Annotated in this window: 12 protein-coding genes; 5 read left to right on the top strand and 7 right to left on the bottom strand. The window is 67.1% G+C overall.

The genetic code is table 11. The features are described 5' to 3' along the window. Nucleotides 1-2 precede the first annotated feature (2 nt). From AC11WY_RS03970 to AC11WY_RS03960, 3 genes are all read right to left on the bottom strand, one after another. Entirely contained in the window at nucleotides 3-704 is a 702-nt protein-coding gene (locus AC11WY_RS03970) for a metallophosphoesterase (RefSeq protein ID WP_482922769.1), read from the bottom strand. A 162-nt stretch (nucleotides 705-866) separates the two neighbouring features. Further along, nucleotides 867-2,111 carry a glycosyltransferase gene (locus AC11WY_RS03965; RefSeq protein ID WP_482922767.1) on the bottom strand — a complete coding sequence of 415 codons (1,245 nt, stop codon included), beginning with the start codon at nucleotides 2,109-2,111 and terminating at the stop codon, nucleotides 867-869. 73 nt (nucleotides 2,112-2,184) lie between these two features. Then, complete coding sequence (locus tag AC11WY_RS03960) at nucleotides 2,185-3,189, bottom strand: glycosyltransferase family 2 protein (protein ID WP_482922765.1); 1,005 nt, start codon at nucleotides 3,187-3,189, stop codon at nucleotides 2,185-2,187. A 254-nt stretch (nucleotides 3,190-3,443) separates the two neighbouring features. On the opposite strand from AC11WY_RS03960, the gene AC11WY_RS03955 reads away from it, so the two are divergent. The 3 genes from AC11WY_RS03955 to AC11WY_RS03945 all read left to right on the top strand — a co-directional run bounded on the left by AC11WY_RS03955 (nucleotide 3,444) and on the right by AC11WY_RS03945 (nucleotide 7,185). Then, a complete protein-coding gene (locus AC11WY_RS03955) occupies nucleotides 3,444-5,501 on the top strand; it encodes a YjbH domain-containing protein (RefSeq protein WP_482922763.1) in 2,058 nt (685 codons plus the stop codon). Further along, the gene (locus tag AC11WY_RS03950) at nucleotides 5,498-6,160 is read left to right on the top strand and encodes a YjbF family lipoprotein (RefSeq protein WP_482922761.1); all 663 of its coding nucleotides are present in this window, start codon (nucleotides 5,498-5,500) and stop codon (nucleotides 6,158-6,160) included. The genes AC11WY_RS03955 and AC11WY_RS03950 overlap by 4 nt, the downstream gene beginning before the upstream one ends. A 245-nt stretch (nucleotides 6,161-6,405) precedes the next feature. Continuing rightward, nucleotides 6,406-7,185, top strand: a complete 780-nt coding sequence (locus AC11WY_RS03945; protein ID WP_482922759.1) for a YihY/virulence factor BrkB family protein — start codon at nucleotides 6,406-6,408, stop codon at nucleotides 7,183-7,185. A 34-nt stretch (nucleotides 7,186-7,219) separates the two neighbouring features. On the opposite strand, the gene AC11WY_RS03940 is transcribed toward AC11WY_RS03945, so the two are convergent. Together AC11WY_RS03940 and AC11WY_RS03935 are read right to left on the bottom strand one after the other, a co-directional pair. Beyond that, a complete protein-coding gene (locus AC11WY_RS03940) occupies nucleotides 7,220-10,738 on the bottom strand; it encodes a translocation/assembly module TamB domain-containing protein (RefSeq protein WP_482922757.1) in 3,519 nt (1,172 codons plus the stop codon). Continuing rightward, a complete protein-coding gene (locus AC11WY_RS03935) occupies nucleotides 10,738-12,543 on the bottom strand; it encodes an autotransporter assembly complex protein TamA (RefSeq protein WP_482922755.1) in 1,806 nt (601 codons plus the stop codon). The genes AC11WY_RS03940 and AC11WY_RS03935 overlap by 1 nt, the downstream gene beginning before the upstream one ends. Before the next feature lie 145 nt (nucleotides 12,544-12,688). Between AC11WY_RS03935 and AC11WY_RS03930 the strand changes: the two genes are divergently transcribed. Beyond that, complete coding sequence (locus AC11WY_RS03930; protein ID WP_482922753.1) at nucleotides 12,689-14,020, top strand: cytochrome-c peroxidase; 1,332 nt, start codon at nucleotides 12,689-12,691, stop codon at nucleotides 14,018-14,020. A 106-nt stretch (nucleotides 14,021-14,126) separates the two neighbouring features. Here AC11WY_RS03930 and AC11WY_RS03925 read toward each other — a convergent pair whose 3' ends face one another. Beyond that, nucleotides 14,127-15,671, bottom strand: a complete 1,545-nt coding sequence (locus tag AC11WY_RS03925) for a CRTAC1 family protein (RefSeq protein WP_482922751.1) — start codon at nucleotides 15,669-15,671, stop codon at nucleotides 14,127-14,129. Continuing rightward, nucleotides 15,668-16,951: an ROK family protein gene (locus AC11WY_RS03920; RefSeq protein ID WP_482922749.1), complete on the bottom strand. Its 1,284-nt coding sequence runs from the start codon at nucleotides 16,949-16,951 to the stop codon at nucleotides 15,668-15,670. Before AC11WY_RS03920 ends, AC11WY_RS03925 begins: the two co-directional genes overlap by 4 nt. Nucleotides 16,952-17,164: 213 nt before the next feature. On the opposite strand from AC11WY_RS03920, the gene xylF reads away from it, so the two are divergent. Further along, on the top strand, nucleotides 17,165-18,187 hold the full coding sequence (gene xylF / locus AC11WY_RS03915; RefSeq protein ID WP_482922747.1) for a D-xylose ABC transporter substrate-binding protein: 1,023 nt from the start codon (nucleotides 17,165-17,167) through the stop codon (nucleotides 18,185-18,187). The last annotated feature ends 15 nt before the right edge of the window (nucleotides 18,188-18,202 follow it).

Raw genomic sequence — 18,202 nt, 5'->3', positions numbered from 1 at the left:
GCTCAGGTTCCCAGAAAGCTGACCGAACCGGGCAGGATGCGCGCGGCCGTAAGGTGCCCGGTGTAGACCCCGCCGGTATCGACCGAAATGCGCCCCTCGGCAGCCACGGCGGCGTCCACCACGATGTGGCCATGCACGACCCAGGCACCATCGGACCGTGGCACCGTGTCGAAATCGCGATGCCCCCACAGCAGGGTGCGGCTTTCCTGCTCGTCCATCGGTCTTGCCGGGTCCGCGCCGCCGTGTACCGCCCAGACGTCGCCGCTCCGCCAGCTGAGCGGCAGGCTGCGCAGCCAGTCCTCAATGCCATCGGGCAGCGCGCGGTGCACATCGCGTGACAGCGCGCCAAGTTCGTCGGCGTCCATCCCCTCGGCCAACGCACCACCCAGCCCGAGGCTCAGAAGCGTCTGCAGGCCGCCATTGCGCAGCCAGCGTGGACCTTTTTCAGGCGCATCGATGAAGTCCAGCATCAGCTTTTCGTGGTTGCCTTGCAGGCAGATGACCCGGCCTTCACCGTGCATTTGCAAACCATGCACACGCTCCAGCACGGCCCGGCTGCTTTCGCCCCGGTCGATGTAGTCGCCAAGGAAGACCAGAAAAGGCGTGGTTCCGGGCATCTCGGCGACAAGCGCCTCCGCATCCGCCCCGACTTGTTCCAGCAGCCGGTCGAGCAGATCGATCCGACCATGAATGTCGCCGATCACGTAAAGTGGCGCGTCCGGGCGCGGCGGCGCAAAAACGACCGGGCCGACGGGCCGGGAGGGGCTCGGCGGTGTGCGTCGTCTGAACAAGGTGCCAAAGAAGCTCATGGACGACAGATGTGACGCCGAACCGAAAAAGGCAAGCGTCTGATCATGGGCGGCACTTCAGTTGCGGATCGCCAACGCCCGCGGCACGAGGCTGTTCATCCGCGCGACGTGAACGGCCCGCGTCTGGGTCAGGAAGTCATGGTCCCGCACCACGCGCGCCCGCGCCGCAGGGCCGAGGCCGACATAGTCGCCCGGCCTTGCCAGGACGTCGATCACCTGCCGCGCCAGCGCCTCGGGCGACAGGAAATCGACCAGAAGCCCGGTTTCGCCATGCGTGATCACCTCGCGCACCGGGGCGGTATCGGAGGCCACCATCGTCGCCTGCATCGACATCGCCTCCAGCAGCGACCAGGACAGCACGAAGGGCACCGTCAGGTAGATGTGGCAGCGGCTGATCTGGATCACCTTCACGTAATCGGCGTAGGGTAGCCGCCCGAGGAAGTGAACCCGGGTCCAGTCGACGCGGGCGCCCAGCTCGCGCTCCATCTGGCCGCGATAGCCCCCGGCCTCACCGCTTTCCTGACCATAGGAGACCTCGTTTCCGCCGATGATCAGCACGCGCGCCTGCGGCCGGGCGTCGAGAATCTGCGGCAGGCTGCGCATGAAGACGTGAAAGCCGCGCGTCGGTTCCATGTTGCGCGCCATGTAGGTGAAGACCTCGTCGTTTCGCCCGATGTCGCGGTCGAGGCGCGCAAGCCGGAGCGATGCGGCGGCGTTCGGCAGCAACTGGTCGGTCCGGATACCGTCATGGCAGACATAGCTCTTGGCGCGGAACGGCTCGGGGTAGGTCTCCATCTGCCACCGGGTCGGCGACTGGCCCAGATCGACCGCCTCCAGGCAGAGGTAATTGACCGCGTTTCGGGCATGGCTGACCTGAGCGGCGGACTCGGAGGGCGGAAACTCGGGATCGAAGCCGATCGAGCCGCCCTGCGAAAGGAAGTAGTATTCCCAATACCCCAGGATCGGCACGTCGGGCCAGACCTGCTTGACGAAGGTCAGTTCGCCCCAGCCGACATGGCCGAGGATCAGATCGGGGCGGAAACCCTGGTCCTGCATGGTGCGGCAGGCGAGGAACGCGCCATATCCGGCGCCCATGCAATCCTCGAAATAGCGCGAAAGGGCGTAGGCATCCTTGGCGGACCGGTGATGCGTCTTGTAACGCGCGATGGTGACGCCGGGGGTCGCCTGGATTTCCTTGCGCTGGGTCAGAAAGATGATGCGATGCTCGCCCTGGCCCGCAAGCCAGCGCAGGATTTCCCGGTACTGGCCGGGCATGTTCTGATGGACGAAGAGAATGTTCATGCGGCCCGCCAAACCCTTTGGTGCCCATCAGTAGGCAAGCGCCGGGTGGCCTGCAAGCCGTGGCGCCTTGGTGTCACACTAGCCCGAGAACGGCCGCGACCCAGAGACAGCCGGTGCCAAGGCGACTTTGCCGGTGCAGACCGAGGCGCCCGAGCCGCGCCGGACGGCGGCTTGGCGACGATGCCCGCGCGGCCGCGAAAGCCTCGACCAGCGCCCGGTTCTCGGGCGTCAGGTAGGGGGCCGCGCGCAGCAGCGCCGCAATGTTGAGGTCATTCCAGCGCCGCAGATGCCCGCGCACGACGATCCAGTAGCGCCGCAGATGCGCCCGCATTCCCCGATTTGCCCCGATCACGTTCGCGTCGTGCTGGCGGTAGAGCACGCTTGGCGCGGGATCGTGGATCACCGTGCCGCCCGCGCCGGTGACGATCTGGTAGGCCCACCAGTCATGTGCCGCCACATCCTCCACCCGCCGCGCCGCGGCCTGCAACAGCCGCAGCGCGGCCCGGTTCACCACGATCGTGTTTCCCGCGGCGATGTTCTGCACCAGCGCGTTGCGAAATGACGGCGGCAGGGGCCAGTGCTCCGACCGATGCAGATCGCCGAGCCGGGCGTCGCAGATCCAGGTGCGCGCGCAATACAAGGCCGGTTCACGCTCCGGCACCCGCGACAATGCGTCGAGCGCGCGGGCCAGCTTGCCCGGCAGCCAGACATCGTCCTGATCCGCGAAAGAAACGAATCGGGCGCCGGGCCCGACCGAGGCAAGCAGGTGCAGGAAGTTCCGCGCGAAACCGCCACCCGGGCCTGAAAGCATCCGGACCCGGCGATCGGGATGGCGCGCCGCCCAGCGCCGCACACGTTCCGGCCCATCATCATGCGAGCCGTCATCGCTGACCGTCAGCCGCCAATCGGGATGCGTCTGGGCCACCAGACTGTCCAATTGCTCGTCGATGAACCGCCCGCCATTGTAGAGCGCCAGAAGGATCGTCACCTCCGTCGATGATGACGATCCCGCCCGATCCCCGTTGGCAGGCGGGTCGAACGCGTAGGTTGGTATCAGATCGTCGGGAGCGTACCGCATCTCATCCCCTGTCCGTTGCCCGCAGAATAGCCGCCGAGGCGTTAAGACGTTCTGAACCGTGTCGGCCGCGAAGGTTGCCCCCGCGCCACACTCCGCTGCGGCGGATTGTCCGGCCTGCAATCCTGTTGTCCTGCGCCGGTCACCCCCCTAAGGTCGAAAAAAAACGAGGGGTGGACATGCGTCCTGGCCAACGAATGACGCGTCCGATCGGAAAAGTGCTTGCGCTGTCGTCATTGGCGGCGGCTTTGGCGGGTGTGGCGGCGGCCGATGACTTTGTGCCGCAGCCCTCGCTGAATTTCATGGGCGTGACCGGCCTGATCGACATGCCCACGGCCGAAGTGCAGAGCGACGGCGATCTTTCGACGAGCGTGTCGAGCTTTGCCGGGATCACGCGGACAACACTGTCGTTCCAGATCTCGCCGCGCCTGTCGGGCAGCTTTCGCTACTCCTCTCTTCGCGACTGGTTGGCGGTTTCGAAGGATACCTACTACGATCGCAGTTTCGACCTGCGCTACCAGATCCTCAGCGAGGGCCGCTATCTTCCGGCCGTGCTCGTCGGTTTGCAGGACTTCATCGGGACGGATTTCATGTCCGGTGAATACCTGGTCGCCACGAAGCATCTGACCCCGCAGCTCAAGTTCACCCTGGGTCTGGGCTGGGGGCGCTACGGCAGTTACGGCTCGATCGGGGACACGTTTGGCAAGCGCCCGTCGGCCAACTTCGGAGTTGGCGGCACCCCGTCGCTGAAGCAATGGTTCCGTGGCCCGGTGGCCCCCTTCGGCGGGGTCGAGTGGCAGATTACCGACCGGTTGCGGTTCAAGGCGGAATACTCGTCGGACGGCTACACCCAGGAAGTGAAGAAGGGGCTGTTTGACCGCCGTATCCCTTGGAACGCGGGCATCGAATATGACGTGAACAACAGCGTTCGCGTCGGCCTCTATGAACTCTACGGCTCGAAGCTCGGGTTCAGCCTGCAGATCACGCTCGATCCCAAGGTGCGCCCGACCGGGAGCCTGATGGGGCCGGGGCCGGTGCCGGTCTTGGTGCGGCCCTCGATCACGTCCAATCCGGACGCCTGGTCGACGTCCTGGACGAGCCAGCCCGATGCGTTGGCGATCCTGCGCGACAACGTCGCAAAGCAGCTCGCCGTCGATGGGCTGACGCTTGAGGCGCTGTCCGTGACGGCCGACACGGCCGAGCTGCGGATCATCAACACCACATACGACTCGGGTGCGCAGGCGATCGGGCGCGCGGCACGTGTGCTGACGCAGACCATGCCGGCGTCGGTCGAAACGTTCCGGATCGTGCCCGTCGTCGACGGCATCCCGATCTCGGCCGTGGTCATCAGCCGGACCGAGATCGAGAACCGCGAGTTTGCCCCGAATGGCGACGCATCGCTGCGCGCCTATACGCGCTTGACGGATGCCGGGCCGCTTCCCGCGGGCGCCATCCGGGGCGACAAGCTCTATCCGCGCCTGACCTGGTCGCTGGCGCCCTACACGCGCATCAGCCTGTTCGACCCTGATAATCCCCTGCGGGCTGATGTCGGGCTACGGCTTTCGGGAACCTATACCATCGTGCCGGGGGTGTTCCTCTCGGGGTCGGTCACCCAGAAGGCATTCGGCAACCTGAACACGTCGACTCGCGTGTCGAACTCCGTTCTGCCCCACGTCCGAACCAACGCCTACCTTTACGACAAGTCGTCCGGCCCGCAGATCGAGACGCTGACCGGCGCCTGGTACTCGCGCCCCGGCCCGAACCTTTTCGGTCGGGTTACGGTCGGGTATCTGGAACAGATGTTCGGCGGTGTTTCGGGCGAAGTGCTCTGGCAGCGGCCGAACAGCCGCTTCGCGCTCGGGGCCGAACTCGATTACGTCCGCCAGCGCGACTATAACGGCGGGTTCGGCTTCCTTCACTACGGGGTCACGACTGGCTTCGTGTCGGCCTATTACAAGTTCAACAGCGGCTACATGGCCCGCGTTGACGCCGGGCGCTACCTTGCCGGCGATGTCGGGGCAACGCTGACCGTCAGCCGTGAATTGCCCAACGGATGGCGGGTCGGGGGTTTCGCCACCAAGACCAACGTTTCGGCGGCGCGTTTCGGCGAAGGGTCGTTCGACAAGGGCATCTTCATCAGCATTCCGCTGAACTGGGTTCTCGGAACACCGACGCAGGATTCGGCGGGCATCACCCTGCGACCGATCCAGCGGGACGGCGGCGCGATGGTCAGCGTCGATGGGCGGCTCTACGATGTCGTGCGGGCCTATCAGTCGGGCGATCTCTACGATCAATGGGGGAGGGTGTTCCGATGAGACACGCCAAGTTTCTGGCGGCTGGTCTGGTCGTGGCGGCCTCGTTCCTGTCCGGATGCGGCAACGATCCGGGCGTCGGGTCCAGCAGGCAGATCGCGGGGGTGGTGAAATCGATCTTTTCACCGCGCAACAAGGCGGCGCCAGCCCCCGAAATCACGCGCGCGCAACTGCGCGCGGTGGGTGTGCCCATCCTGCTTGTCAAGGTGCCGAAGCTCGGCACGCAAGGCTACCTTGGTGTCTACGGCACGAACCGCGACGTGGTCACCTGGTCCACCACCGATCACACGACCATCAGCCTGCGGAACGGACTGGTCACGGCAACGCGCGGCCTTCCCGGCGATCTGATGTCAGCCTCGCTGCCGACGGTGGCCGATATCCGGGCCGGGTCCGGGGCCGTGGCGCGGACGCATTATTACCTCGACGGTCTCGACCAGACGACGCCGGTGGTGTTCCGCTGCATCATGGCGGACGCGGGGCCTGCCAGCATCGACGTGGTGCAACTGAGCTACAACACGCGGCACTACACCGAATCCTGCACCGGCGGAAACGACACGTTCACCAACGAATACTGGTTCGACGGCAAGAACGTGCTGCGCCAATCGAGGCAATGGGTCGGAAAGCTGTCCGGCTATCTCGAGATCCAGAACCTCGCCGAATAGCGCGGTGCGCCGACTTTGCGGCGCGTCCGCGGAAGATATCCCGTCGGCCCGCCGGTCACCGACAGAGCGTCCACCCGCGGCGCCGTCGACGGCGATCTGGAGGAACCGACGGCGGGCGCCCCTCTTCTTGCCCTATCGCTTCGGCTCTGGTCGGCCTAAGCTGCCCTTCGACCCGATCCGAGGGAGCTTGATCGCTGCGCGCATTGACGTTCCTTTTCTCAACCGTGCGGGGCGTCGTCCGGATCGTGGCCGACAGCAAGCTTGGCCTCATCGCGGCCGGCGTGGCGTTCTTTTCCATGTTGGCGATCTTTCCCGCCGTCGCCGCCGTGATCGCGCTGTTCAGCTATTTCGCCGATCCGCAGATCATCCTTGGTCAGGTCCAGGAGTTGGCCGATTTCATCCCGGCCGAGGCCTTCGACATTCTCATCGCGCAGGTCCGCGCGCTGATCGCGGCCAATGTCTCGACATTGGGCTGGGCCTCGGTGATCTCGACGCTGGCCGCGCTCTGGTCGGCGCGTGCGGGCGTGGCCGCGCTGATGGAGGGGTTGAACGCCACACACCGGGCCGATGACCGGGGCGGTGTCGGGCACATCCTCGCCTCGATCCTGCTGACGCTGATCCTGGTCGGCGTTGCCCTCGTCGCCCTGGCGGCGACCATCATCGTGCCGATTCTGCTGGCGGTGGTTCCGCTGGGGCCGTTCTTCACGCTCGCGGTCGGCATCGCCAAATGGGTGATCTCGCTCGCCGTCGTCCTGTTCGGGGTCGGGCTTGCCTACCGCTACGGCCCGAACCGCAGCGGGCCCCGCTCGCCCTGGATTTCGCCCGGCCTCTTGCTGGCGGTTGCGCTCTGGGCCGCGGCATCGGTCGGCTTTTCCTACTACATCGCGAATTTTTCCAGCTACAACCGCGTCTACGGCTCTATCGGGGCCGTTGTCGCGCTGTTGATGTGGTTCTACATCAGCGCCTACGTGATCCTGCTCGGCGCCGCGCTCAACGCGGAGCTTGAGCGCCACGAAGGCCCCTGAAGCGACTCGCGTTCATGTTGAACCAGAATTCGCCCTAATAGTCGCGGTCGTAGTAGATGCCGAGGCTGGTCGTGCCGTCCGATGACGCGCTGCCCCTTGCCGTCACAGATTTCGTCACGGTCAGGTTCAGGTCCACGACGGTCTTGCCGTCGCTGCCCAACGTGACCTCGGAATAGATGCGCTTGGACAGGTATTTGCCCGCTTTCACTGCGGCACCCCCGGTCGCGTCGGTGGTCACGTCGAGGTTGTCCAGCCCGAAGCCCTGTCGCAGCTTGCCGACGATCCCCTCGCCGCCCTTCCCGGCCAGCGTCGCTACGGCCGAGGCAAGCTGCGCCGCCTGAAACGGCGAGATCTTCGCCAGGCCGTGGCCAAACAGCAGTTGCGACAGAACCTCCTCCTGCGGCAGCGGCGGCGAGGAAGAGAAGGTGATCTTCGGGTCCGTCGCCTCGCCCTCGATGGTGATGGTCGAGGTCACGCCGTCGTTCAGCGACGATGCCGCGATCTGCACATAGGGCACGAACCGCCCCTCCAGCCGCAGGCTGGCCTGGCTCAGATCGAACCGCTTGCCCAGAATGTCCAGCCGCCCGCGCAGCAGATCGAACCCGCCGCTGGGGATCACGTTGGCGGTGGTGCCGCCCAGCACCACCGTGCCGCCCAGTTCGGCATCCAGTCCACGACCGCGGATGAAAACCTGATTGGGCGCAGAGATGGTCAGGTCCAGGCCGTAGGGAATCGCCCGGCTCTGCCCCGCCGTGACGGTCGAGGCCACCAGCCCGGCGCGCGCCCGTGTGGCCTGCACCTCGGCCGAGGCGCCGATGTGGCCAAGGTCGGCGATCATCGCGTCACCGCCCAGCCCGGTGGAGGGCACGCGCAGCTCGGTCTGACCCATCCGCAACCTGCCCGCGATCGCGGCGCCACCGGTCAGCGGCCCGTCCAGCGTCAGGTTGCCGCTGAGCCGGGTGGTGAAAAGGTCGGGGTTCTTCAGCCCCACGTTGCTCAGCGCCACCGTCAGGTTGGCCGGGAATGGCGCCGTCAGCGCGACCGGCCCGTCCACCGTCACCGTGCCGCCGCCGACCGTGGCCTTGGCCGTCAGCTTCGCCCGCCCGCCCGCCAGCGTGACCGTCGCCGTCACCGGATCGGCCGACAGCCCCAGCGTCGGCGCCGCCAGCCGTGCCGGGCCGAGCGTGACCGTTCCCGACAGCGCCGACAGCGCGGGCGCGCCCTTCAGCCGCAGGTCGAACCGCGCGGGCCCGCGGATGGATCGCGGCTCGATCAGCCCGTTGACGATACCGGATTCGACGCTGCCCTTCGCCGCAAGGTCTACCGTCCTGAAATCCGCCGCCAGCGACCCGCCCAGCGCGGCCGACAGCCCGCCCGGCCCGGTCGCCTTCAGGTCGAGGCTGTAGCCCGCATCCGCCTCGGTCACCGACCCGCCGACCGTCAGCGCCCCCGGAAAGCCCGGCGCAATCAGCGCAAGGTTGGCCAGTTTCGCCGACAGGTCGATGCGCCGTGCTGCGCCCGACAGGTTGGCCGTCGCCTTCGCGTCAAGCTGCGGGTTGGTCAGCGTGAAACTGTCGATCCTGGTCTTTCCGCCGATGCGCGAGGCTTTCACGTCGAGCTTGGTCTGCCCGTGCAACAGCCGGTCGGTCTCTGGCTGCCCGATGGCAAGATCGCGCCCGGTGCCGGTCAGCGTCAGCGTGCCATTTCCGGCGGCCAGCGTGTAATGCAGATCGGCGTTCAACCCGCCCGCGTATCTCCCGCCCAGCGCCGACAGGTCGGTGAAATCGAGAGTGGCGTTCACATCGGCCGCGTCACTGGCCACATGGCCCGAAGCCGTCGCCGTCAGTGTCGCGGCCGTCACCGACAGCGTGCGCAGCGTGGTGCCGGTTTCGTCACGCGCGGCCGACAGGTGCACCGTGCTGGCGCCGCGCAGCAGCGAATCGAGTTCCGGCTGACCGGCGCGCAAGTCCTGCCCCGTCACCGTCGCATCCAGATCAAAGCTGCCCGCCAGCACCGCCGCGCTACCCTTGACCGTGACCGACCCCGCGCCGCCAAGGCTGCGTCCCGCCAGCGCCGACAGCCGCGACAGGTCGTCCGCCGTCATCTGGGCCGACCCGGTCACGGTCAGCGCCTTGTCCAGCCCGTCCACCTGTCCGCTGGCGGTCAGCCCGTAACCCGCGCCGGTCAGCGTGACCTCGGGCAGGGTCAGCGGGGAATTTGTCTGCCAGCCGAAGCGCACGCGGCCCTGCACCGCATCGCCCAACGCCTGCGCCAGTGCGGCATCGGCCAGAACCACACCCTGCCCGGCGAAATCCAGCGTTCCGTCCACCGCGCCACCGCCCGCCTGTCGCGCGATGTGCCCCGTGCCCGACAGCGTCAGGGTCTGCGCCGTCAGGTCGGGCCGGTTCAGCGCGACAATCGCGACGTTGCCCTGCCAGCCATCGCCCTTCGCCCGGTCAAAGGTCAGCCGAAGGTCGGCACTGTTCAGCCTGGTCTGCGCCCCCGGCAGCGGCAGCAGCACCGGCGCGCCGTCCGCCGCCCCGATCCGGCCGCTCAGGTCCAGCAGGTCGGGCAGCCCATCCGCGCCCACGCGGACTGTGCCGGTTATGTCGATCGCCTGCGCGACCAGACGCAGCGCGCTGAGCGTGACGGCGCCATCCGGCTGCCTCACCCCGGCCAGGTTCAGGCTGATGTTCGGGCCGAAGAACGTCGCATACTCCGGCGCGAACAGCGGCGCGATGTCGCCCGCAAGGGTGGCGGTGAACGTCCGCGTGGGAACAGCGCCCGCCGCCGCCGCCGCGGTCGCCAGCGTCACGTTGCCGGTCAGCCGGTCCTGCCCGTCGGTCGCCAGCCGGATATCGGCGCCGTAAGCGTCGATCGGGCCGGTGCCCTGAATGCTCAGACTCAGCGCCGGGGCGCCGGGCAGGCCGATCATCGTGGTCAGCAGCCCCTGCGCCGCCTCGTCGGTGGTCAGGGTCAGCGCCAGTTGCCGCGTCGCGTTGGCGTAACTCGCGTCCAGCGCAAAGGCGCCGCGCGTGCCGTCGATGCGGTGAATGTCCAGCGTTGCCTTGCCCTCGCCCCCCGCCAGTTGCAGCGCGCCGGACACCGTCACCACGGCCGCCGTGCCCAGCAACGGCGCGCCAAGTTCCACCCGCGTCGCGGCGATCTTGCCGATGCTGACCGAAACCGGCAAATCGGGCAGGCTGAACCCGCCCGCCTCGGCGGAAGGCGCAGCCGTGGGCGCCGCAAGCGGCGGCCGCGTCACGATGATCTCATCCGCCGTCAGCGTCGTCACCTCGACCCGGCCCGACAGCAGCGCGGCCCGGTTCCAGTCCAGCACCACGCCGCGCAGCGTCATCCAGACCCCCGCGCTATCCGCCACCGTCAGTTCGGTCATCGTCGCCTTTGACGACAGCGCCCCCGCAAAGCCGGTGACCGTCACCACCCGGCCCGGCCCGGACAGGCTCTGTTCCAGCGTCGAGGCCAGGAACCCCTTGTCCTGCGCTCCCGCCAGTGCGGGGATCAGCCACAAAAGAAGCGCCAGCCACCGCATCAGAACGCCTGCCCGATGCCAAGGTAAAGTTGCACGCCCTTGCCGGTGTTGCCGCTGACCGGCACCGCCACATCCAGCCGGATCGGCCCGATCCCGGTGTCATAGCGCAGCCCCAGCCCGGCGCCCGCCTGCCAGGCGCCCGCGCCGAAGCTGTCGGCGCCAACGTAGCCCGCGTCGTAGAAGGCGACGAGGCCGATCGACTTCGTCACATGCGTCCTGACCTCGCCCGACAGGCCCAGGAAAGCCCGCCCGCCGCTGCGCTGCGTCGGGCTCAGCGCATAGACGCCCAGCGACTGATAGGGTTGCCCCCGCACCGTGCCGCCGCCGCCCGAGTAGAACAGATAGTCGCGCGGGGTCGAGGCCAGCGAAGCGCCGAGGATCGCCCCCACCTGGAACCGCGCCGCCAGCACCACGCTTTGCCCCACCGACCGATAGCCGCGCGCGTCAAACGTCAGTTGCGCGCCGGTCCCGGTGCCGCCGAACCCGACGAACGGCATCAGCGCAAGATCGACATAGGCGCCGCGATGGGCATCCAGCTCCAGATCGCGGTTGTCCCAGGTCGCGCCCAGCGGCAGCGTCACGTCGCGGTAGGCGGTCACGCCCGTGGTATCGGTCACCCGCTCGCTGTCGAAGCCGACGCCATAGCGCAGCGTCAGATGGTCATTCACGATCCGCTTCAACCCGGTGCCCAGCGTCAGCGTGGTAGCGTCATAGTCCGTCAGGTTCTGCCGCTGGATCAGCCCCAGCACGTAGAACGAGGTATCCGCGTTGAAGGTCGCGGGCCGATCGAGCCGGGCCGACAGCTTGTAGCTGCGCCCGCCGGTCTGCGCGCCGATGCCGTCCACCTCGCCGTCGATACGGAACTGCTCGGCTCCGCCCAGCAGGTTGCGGTGCAGCCAGTAGGTGGTCAGGCTCGCCCCTTCGGAACTGGAGATTGCCGCGCCGAACCCCAGCCGCCGCGGCTTCTGGTCCACCACCGCCGCCGTCACGTCCAGCGTGTTGCCGGGGCCGAGGCTGTCGGCCTCGCTCAGCGCGACGGAACTGAAGGCGCCGGTCCGCCGGAGCCGGTTCGCCGCCGTCTCGACCTTCTTGGGCGAGTAGACGGTGCCGGTCGGAAAGCCCGCGATGGCCAGAATGCGCTCGCGCCGCACCTGTGACGTGCCGGTGATGACCAACTGCCCCAAAGTCACCTCCGGGCCCGGCGCAATCGTCACTTCGGCATCCAGCGTCGAGGTGCGATGATCGGCAACGATCTTCTGCCCGGCGGTCTTCGCCTTCGCGTGCCCCACGTCGCGCCAGCCCAGGATCGCGGCCCCCACCGCGCCCTCGATCACGCCGCTCGGGGCGGGCGCGCCGGTGCGGAACCCGTCCGGCAGCTTGGTGCCCGGCGCCAGCGGCGCGATCTGCGCGGTGCCGAATCGGAATGCGGGGCCCGGTTCCACCTCGACGCGGATCACGTTGATTCGCTGCGGTGCGTCAAGCGGGGCGATTCCCGCCGCCTCGCTCCCGTCGATCAGGATGTGGACCACCGGCCCGTAATAGCCCGCGCCATAAAGCGCGCCGACCAGCCGCCCGTAATCTGCCCGCGCCGCGGCGAACAAGTCCTGCGCGCTGTCATTGCCCGCCGCCTCGGTCGAGACCAGCAGCGAGGCGGATTTCAGCGTGGCCAGCAGATCCTTGCCCGCCGAAGGGGCGTCAAACACCACCTGCGTCGCGGCCTCCGCCATACTCGCCGCGCACAGCGTCACGGCCAGCGCGAGGGATGCGAGGCCGAACCGCCCTTGCCCTAGGCCCTCTGCGCGCACGTCGCTCTCCCTTGTCCGACGTGCCGACTTTTGCACGGGGCGAAGGGGGCTGCAACCGACGCGCCGCCACGGGATCATATCATTCCGCTGCCCTTTCCCGCGGCGACCCGACGTGGTTGACTGCGCTTCAACGGGAGGACGTCAGATGACACGCGTATCCATGCTCGCTTCGGTGGCTGCGGCGGCCCTTTTCACCGCACCCGCGCTGGCCGACGTGCCCCGGCCGGTGACCGATGCCGATTACACCGCCGTCAACCTTGAGGAGGCCAAGCTGGGCCAGTTGCTTTTCTATGACCGCGAGCTGTCGGGCAACCGCAACATCGCCTGCGACACCTGCCACAATCCGAAATTCGGCACCTCCGATGGCGTCTCGCTCGACATCGGCGAGGGCGGCATCGACCTCGGGCCGCAGCGCCACCCCGACCCGAACGACGTGCCCGAACAGCGGATCGGCCGCAACGCGCCCGCCCTTTTCAACCTTGGTGCCAAGTCCTTCACCGTGATGTTCCACGATGGCCGAATCGAGACCGACCCCAGCCGCCCCTCCGGCCTGCGCACCCCGATGGAAGATGAGATGGTGCGCGGCTTCGTCTCTGTGCTGTCGGCGCAGGCGATGTTCCCGGTGCTCGCGCAGGACGAGATGTCGGGCAACGCCGCCGAGAACGACATTTCCAAGCTCGTGCGCGAGGGCCAGATCACCGGCCCCGGCGGCGCGTGGGAAGCGATCGCCACCCGCATCAGCGCGATTCCCGCCTATCAGGCGATGTTCGTGCGTGTCTACCCCGACATCGCCGCGGGCCGTCCGATCGCCTTCACCGACATCTCGAACGCCATCGCGGCCTTCGTCGCCTTCGAATGGCGGTCCGACACCAGCCCGTTTGACGCTTATCTGCGCCGTCAGGCCGATCTGCCGCCCGAGGCGAAGACCGGGATGGACCTGTTCTACGGTCGCGCCGGTTGCAGCACCTGCCACAGCGGCCCGTTCCAGACCGACAACGGCTTTCACGCGATGGGCGAGCCGCAGCTTGGCCCCGGCAAGACGGAACGGTTCGAGACGAACGAACGCGACCTCGGCCGCTACCGTGTGTCCAACAACCCGGCCGACATCTATGCCTTCCGCACGCCGTCCCTGCGCAACGTCACCGAAACCGGGCCCTGGGGCCATGACGGCGCCCATACCGACCTGCGCGCGTTCATCCGCTACCACGCCGACCCGGTCGCCGGTGCCGCGACCTACTCGCCGCAGGCGATCTTCCCCGCCGGATACACGCCCGCCAAGCCCGATTGGGCGGTCTGGAACGACCCGGCCGAGCGCAAGGCGATCCTCGCCGCCGTCACGACGCCGCCGGTCACGCTGTCGGATGACGATGTGAACGCGATCTACGCCTTCCTCGAGGCGCTGAAAGACCCGGCTGCGCTGAAGGGCCGCCTTGGCGTGCCCGACAGCGTGCCCAGCGGGCTGCCCGTCGATCACTGACCGGCGGACGAAATCTGTTCAACGTCGGTGTGTTTTCGGTGCAAAATCGGTGCTTTTTCGGTGCCCCGATTTTCCAGCCTCTTCAACGGCTTGCGCCCCGTTCCCATCAGAACAGCGGCGCCACCGTTAACCTTTTGTCATCGGCCCGCAGGCTGGCCTTCTGATCCACCGGAACCGTCGTCCAGTCCGAGGCCGTGCCATCCGGCCAGATCACCCGCACCTCGGCGCTGTCCGCCGACCCCAATCCGAAGTGGATCGGCGTGAGGTGACCCGAGGCATGGCCGCCGCCCACGGTGATTTCCTGATCCTGCATCCGGCCCCCGCTTTTCACCTCGACCCATGCGCCCACCGCATAGGCATTGCCGCCCTGATCCATGCGCGGCTGCACCTCCAGCCAGTGGTTGGCGCCCGGCGTCGCGTTCTGCCAGACCTCCATCTGCGCCCGGCGGTTGATCACCACCAGATCCAGCAGCCCGTCATTGTTCAGGTCCACCAGCGCCGCCCCGCGGGATCGTTCCGTGGTGGCAACCCCCGCCACGTCGGCCTTTTCAACGAAGGTGCCATCCGCCTGCTGCATCAACAGGTCGTTGGGGTCTTTCGAGGCGTTTGTTGGCATCTGATCGACGTTGCCCTTGGCGATGAACAGGTCCATCCGCCCGGCGTTGTCCACATCGGCAAATTCCGCGTGCCAGCCGGTCGAGGGGCGGCCGTCGTCGCCCTTGAACGGGCGCTGGGCATAGGTGCCGATCGAATAGGGCGCCGCGGCCAGCGAGCCTTTGGTGTTGATCTGCAAAAGCTGGTCGCCCATCGAGGTGGTCATCACATCGGGGTAACCCGTGCCCGACAGGTCCGCGCTGGCGATCCCCATGCCCCAGAGCGAGACTTGCTGCCACCCCTCGGCTTCGGTGAATTGCCGCAGCGGGTTCAGGTGCCACATCTGCTCATACCCGCCCTTGACGTAGTATTGCCGGTCGTTGGCGACGCGCAGATCCCGCTCGCCGTTGCGCCGCCAGTCGGAGATCAGCATGGAAAGCGTGCAGAAACTGGGTGTTAACGGAATCGGCGCGGCGAACTTGCGGCCCTCGGGGCGCACCAGGAAATCGGTATCGCAGGCGAAGAACGGCCCGTTGGGGTTCTTGCGGTCGACGTAGTTGCCGATCGCGATGGTGGGCCAGGTCTGCCCGGTCTCCCAGGTTGCCGAAAACGCGGTCGTCCATTTGTCACCGGGGTCCAGGCCCCAGTCTTTCGTGACATCGGTAAAGCTGCACTGCGGGCCGCCCTTCAGGATGACGTTGCCGCCGACCCGCATCACGAACAGGTCCGCCCAGCCGTCGCCGTCGATGTCGATGGGGTAGGCGCCGGTGACGTCGGTCAAGACCGGAAAACCGTCGGCGACCTTGAAGGTGATCGGCGCGCCCGGCCCGGCGGTGGTGTTGATCAACAGCCGCGACGGCCCCGACCCGCCGGCGGCGAAGACCGAGGGGTAGCCGGAGTGCATGCAGTCGATCACGGCGACGCCGCCGCCCACGAAATGCTCCCACCCGCCGGAATAGACCTGGCTCACCGGCAAAGCCTGCGCGCGGTCGATGAAATGCGGATCAGCCAGCGCGGGCGTGGCCGCGAGGCACGCAAGAACAGCCAGCCCTCTCATTGCGCGGCGATCTCCCGCACCGGCACCAGCAGACCATCGGTCACCGCAGACAAGGCAAGCGCGGCCGCCCCATGCGCCCAGAGCAGGTCACCCCAGGCATGGATCTCGATCCTTGGCGCCGGGCGCCCGGTGTTCAGCATCAACGCCTCCATCTCGGCCAGGGTATCGGCGGCGTAAAGGTAGTCATATCGCATCCGCTCGCCCGACAGGATGATCAACTCGGGGTCAAAAAGGTTCACCACATTGGCGAGTCCGACCGCCAGATACCGCCCCGCCCGGCGAAAGATCGACCGCGCGGCGGTATTGCCCGCCTTGGCGTGGTCATACAGGCTTTCCAGCAACACCCCGATCGACTGGCTTTCCTTGTGGGTCCGGTTCAGCGCCGTGGTCGCCTCGCGCGCCAGCGCATAGTCGGCGATGTAGGCTTCCAGACAGCCGCGCTGGCCGCAGCGGCACAACGCGCCGTCCAGTTGCACCTTGGTGTGGCCCAGTTCCATCCCCAGCCCCTGCGCGCCGCGATAGATGCGGTGGTTCAGCACCAGTCCCATGCCCACGCCATGCTCGATGGTCACCACGGCGAAATCCGACAAACTGCGCCCGGCGCCGAACCAAAGTTCGGCCAGCGTCACCAGGTTCGCGTCGTTGTCGACATGCACCGGCAGTCCGAACCGGGCCGTGGCGGCGGCGGCCAGCGGGGTTGCGCGTTCGGTCAGCACCGGCGACCACAGCACCAGCCCGCCCGCCCGGTCGACAAAACCCGGCACGCCAAGGCCCACCGCGCTCAACTGGCCGCGCGGAATGTCGGCCTTGGCGCAGACCCGATCCAACAGCGCCTCGCTGGCGTCGAGCAGCGTTTTCAGGTCCATCGCGCCGGGTCGCCGCGGCACCGAGTCGCTGGCGATCATCCGGCCCGCGAAATCGACCACGACCGCGGTATGTTCACGGTCGGACAATCGCATCCCCGCGACGTGATGCGCCGCCGCCCGCACACCCAGCGCGACCGCCGGACGGCCGCGCCCGGTTTCGGGGTCGCGCGGGGCAGAGACCTCTTCGATCAGCCCGGCCTCGATCAGTTCGGAGGTTGTCGTGGTCACCGAGGCCGGACTGACGCCAAGGTCTTTTGCCACCTGAACACGCGCGATCAGCCCGGCGGCGCGCACCCGCTCGAACACCTGCTGGCGCAATGGCCGCAGTGTTTCCGACAGTGGCGGGATCAGCGGCCCGCAGCCTTTCGGCGCGGTCGTGCGATCCCGTTCGGTCACGGTGCCTACCCGTGGCATTACTTCGGCTCCCGAATAAAAGACACATCAACGGAATGTGATTTGGCCACATATTTTCTGCGCTGCGGCGCATTCTTTGGCGCTTCGCCATGTGCATGACATTCTTCCATCATTTTTATTTTGACAACTAAATTTATTGGCGTCATTTTCGTGCCGTGCCGACGAATCCGTCGGACCGGCCCTTCGCTGGCCGCATCCAATGGGAGGATCAATATGCGTAAGAACTTCATGACGGCCGTCGCACTTGCGGCCGGCCTTGCCCTGCCGATGGTGGCCAATGCGGCCGTCGTTGGCGTCAGCTGGTCGAACTTCCAGGAAGAGCGCTGGAAAACCGACGAAGCCGCGATCAAGGCGGCGCTGAAGGCGGCGGGCGACAGCTACATCTCGACCGACGCGCAGTCGTCGTCGGCCAAGCAGATCACAGACGTGGAAAGCCTGATCACGCTAGGCGCCAAGGTGCTGATCATCCTCGCTCAGGACACCAAGGCCATCGCCCCGGCGATGAAGGCCGCGCATGACGCGGGCATCCCGGTCATCGCCTACGACCGCCTGATCGAAGACCCGGCTGCGTTCTACCTGACCTTCGACAACATCGAAGTCGGCCGGATGCAGGCTGCCGCCGTGTTCAAGGCTGCGCCGAAGGGCAACTACGTCTTCATCAAAGGCTCGGCGACCGACCCGAACTCGGACTTCCTGCACTCGGGCCAGATGGAAGTGCTGAAGGCTGCGATCGACAAGGGCGACATCAAGGTTGTCGGCGAGCAATACACCGATGGCTGGCTGCCCGCCAACGCGCAGAAGAACATGGAGCAGATCCTGACGGCCAACAACAACAAGGTTGACGCCGTTGTGGCCTCGAACGACGGCACTGCCGGTGGCGCGCAGGCAGCGCTCGCGGCACAGGGAATGGTGGTTCCGCTCTCCGGCCAGGATGGCGACAAGGCCGCGCTGAACCGTATCGCGCTTGGCACGCAGACCGTTTCGGTCTGGAAAGACTCGCGTGAGCTTGGCAAGAACGCCGGTGAAATCGCCGCGATGCTGGCGAAAGACCCGAACGCCAAGGTCAAGGGCGAAGCTCCGTTCAAGACCCCGGGCGGCAATACCGTCAACTCGCTTCTGCTGAAGCCGATCGCGGTCACCAAGGCCAACCTCGACGTGGTGATCAAGGCTGGCTGGATCACGAAAGCCGAAGCCTGCCAAGGCGTGAAGCAAGACGCTCCGGCCGCTTGCAAGTAAGCACGGCTAACCACT

This window comes from Solirhodobacter sp., assembly GCF_964715405.1.
The sequence above is the reverse complement of the archived record's forward strand: the minus strand, read 5'-3'. Positions and strand labels throughout refer to the sequence as shown.

Bases quoted from the DNA above. Each gene is read 5' to 3' on its own strand.
- AC11WY_RS03940 (WP_482922757.1), bottom strand. From the start codon at position 10,738: ATGCGGTGGCTGGCGCTTCTTTTGTGGCTGATCCCCGCACTGGCGGGA.
- AC11WY_RS03960 (WP_482922765.1), bottom strand. From the start codon at position 3,189: ATGCGGTACGCTCCCGACGATCTGATACCAACCTACGCGTTCGACCCG.
- AC11WY_RS03920 (WP_482922749.1), bottom strand. From the start codon at position 16,951: ATGCCACGGGTAGGCACCGTGACCGAACGGGATCGCACGACCGCGCCG.
- AC11WY_RS03965 (WP_482922767.1), bottom strand. From the start codon at position 2,111: ATGAACATTCTCTTCGTCCATCAGAACATGCCCGGCCAGTACCGGGAA.
- xylF (WP_482922747.1), top strand. From the start codon at position 17,165: ATGCGTAAGAACTTCATGACGGCCGTCGCACTTGCGGCCGGCCTTGCC.
- AC11WY_RS03950 (WP_482922761.1), top strand. From the start codon at position 5,498: ATGAGACACGCCAAGTTTCTGGCGGCTGGTCTGGTCGTGGCGGCCTCG.
- AC11WY_RS03925 (WP_482922751.1), bottom strand. From the start codon at position 15,671: ATGAGAGGGCTGGCTGTTCTTGCGTGCCTCGCGGCCACGCCCGCGCTG.
- AC11WY_RS03930 (WP_482922753.1), top strand. From the start codon at position 12,689: ATGACACGCGTATCCATGCTCGCTTCGGTGGCTGCGGCGGCCCTTTTC.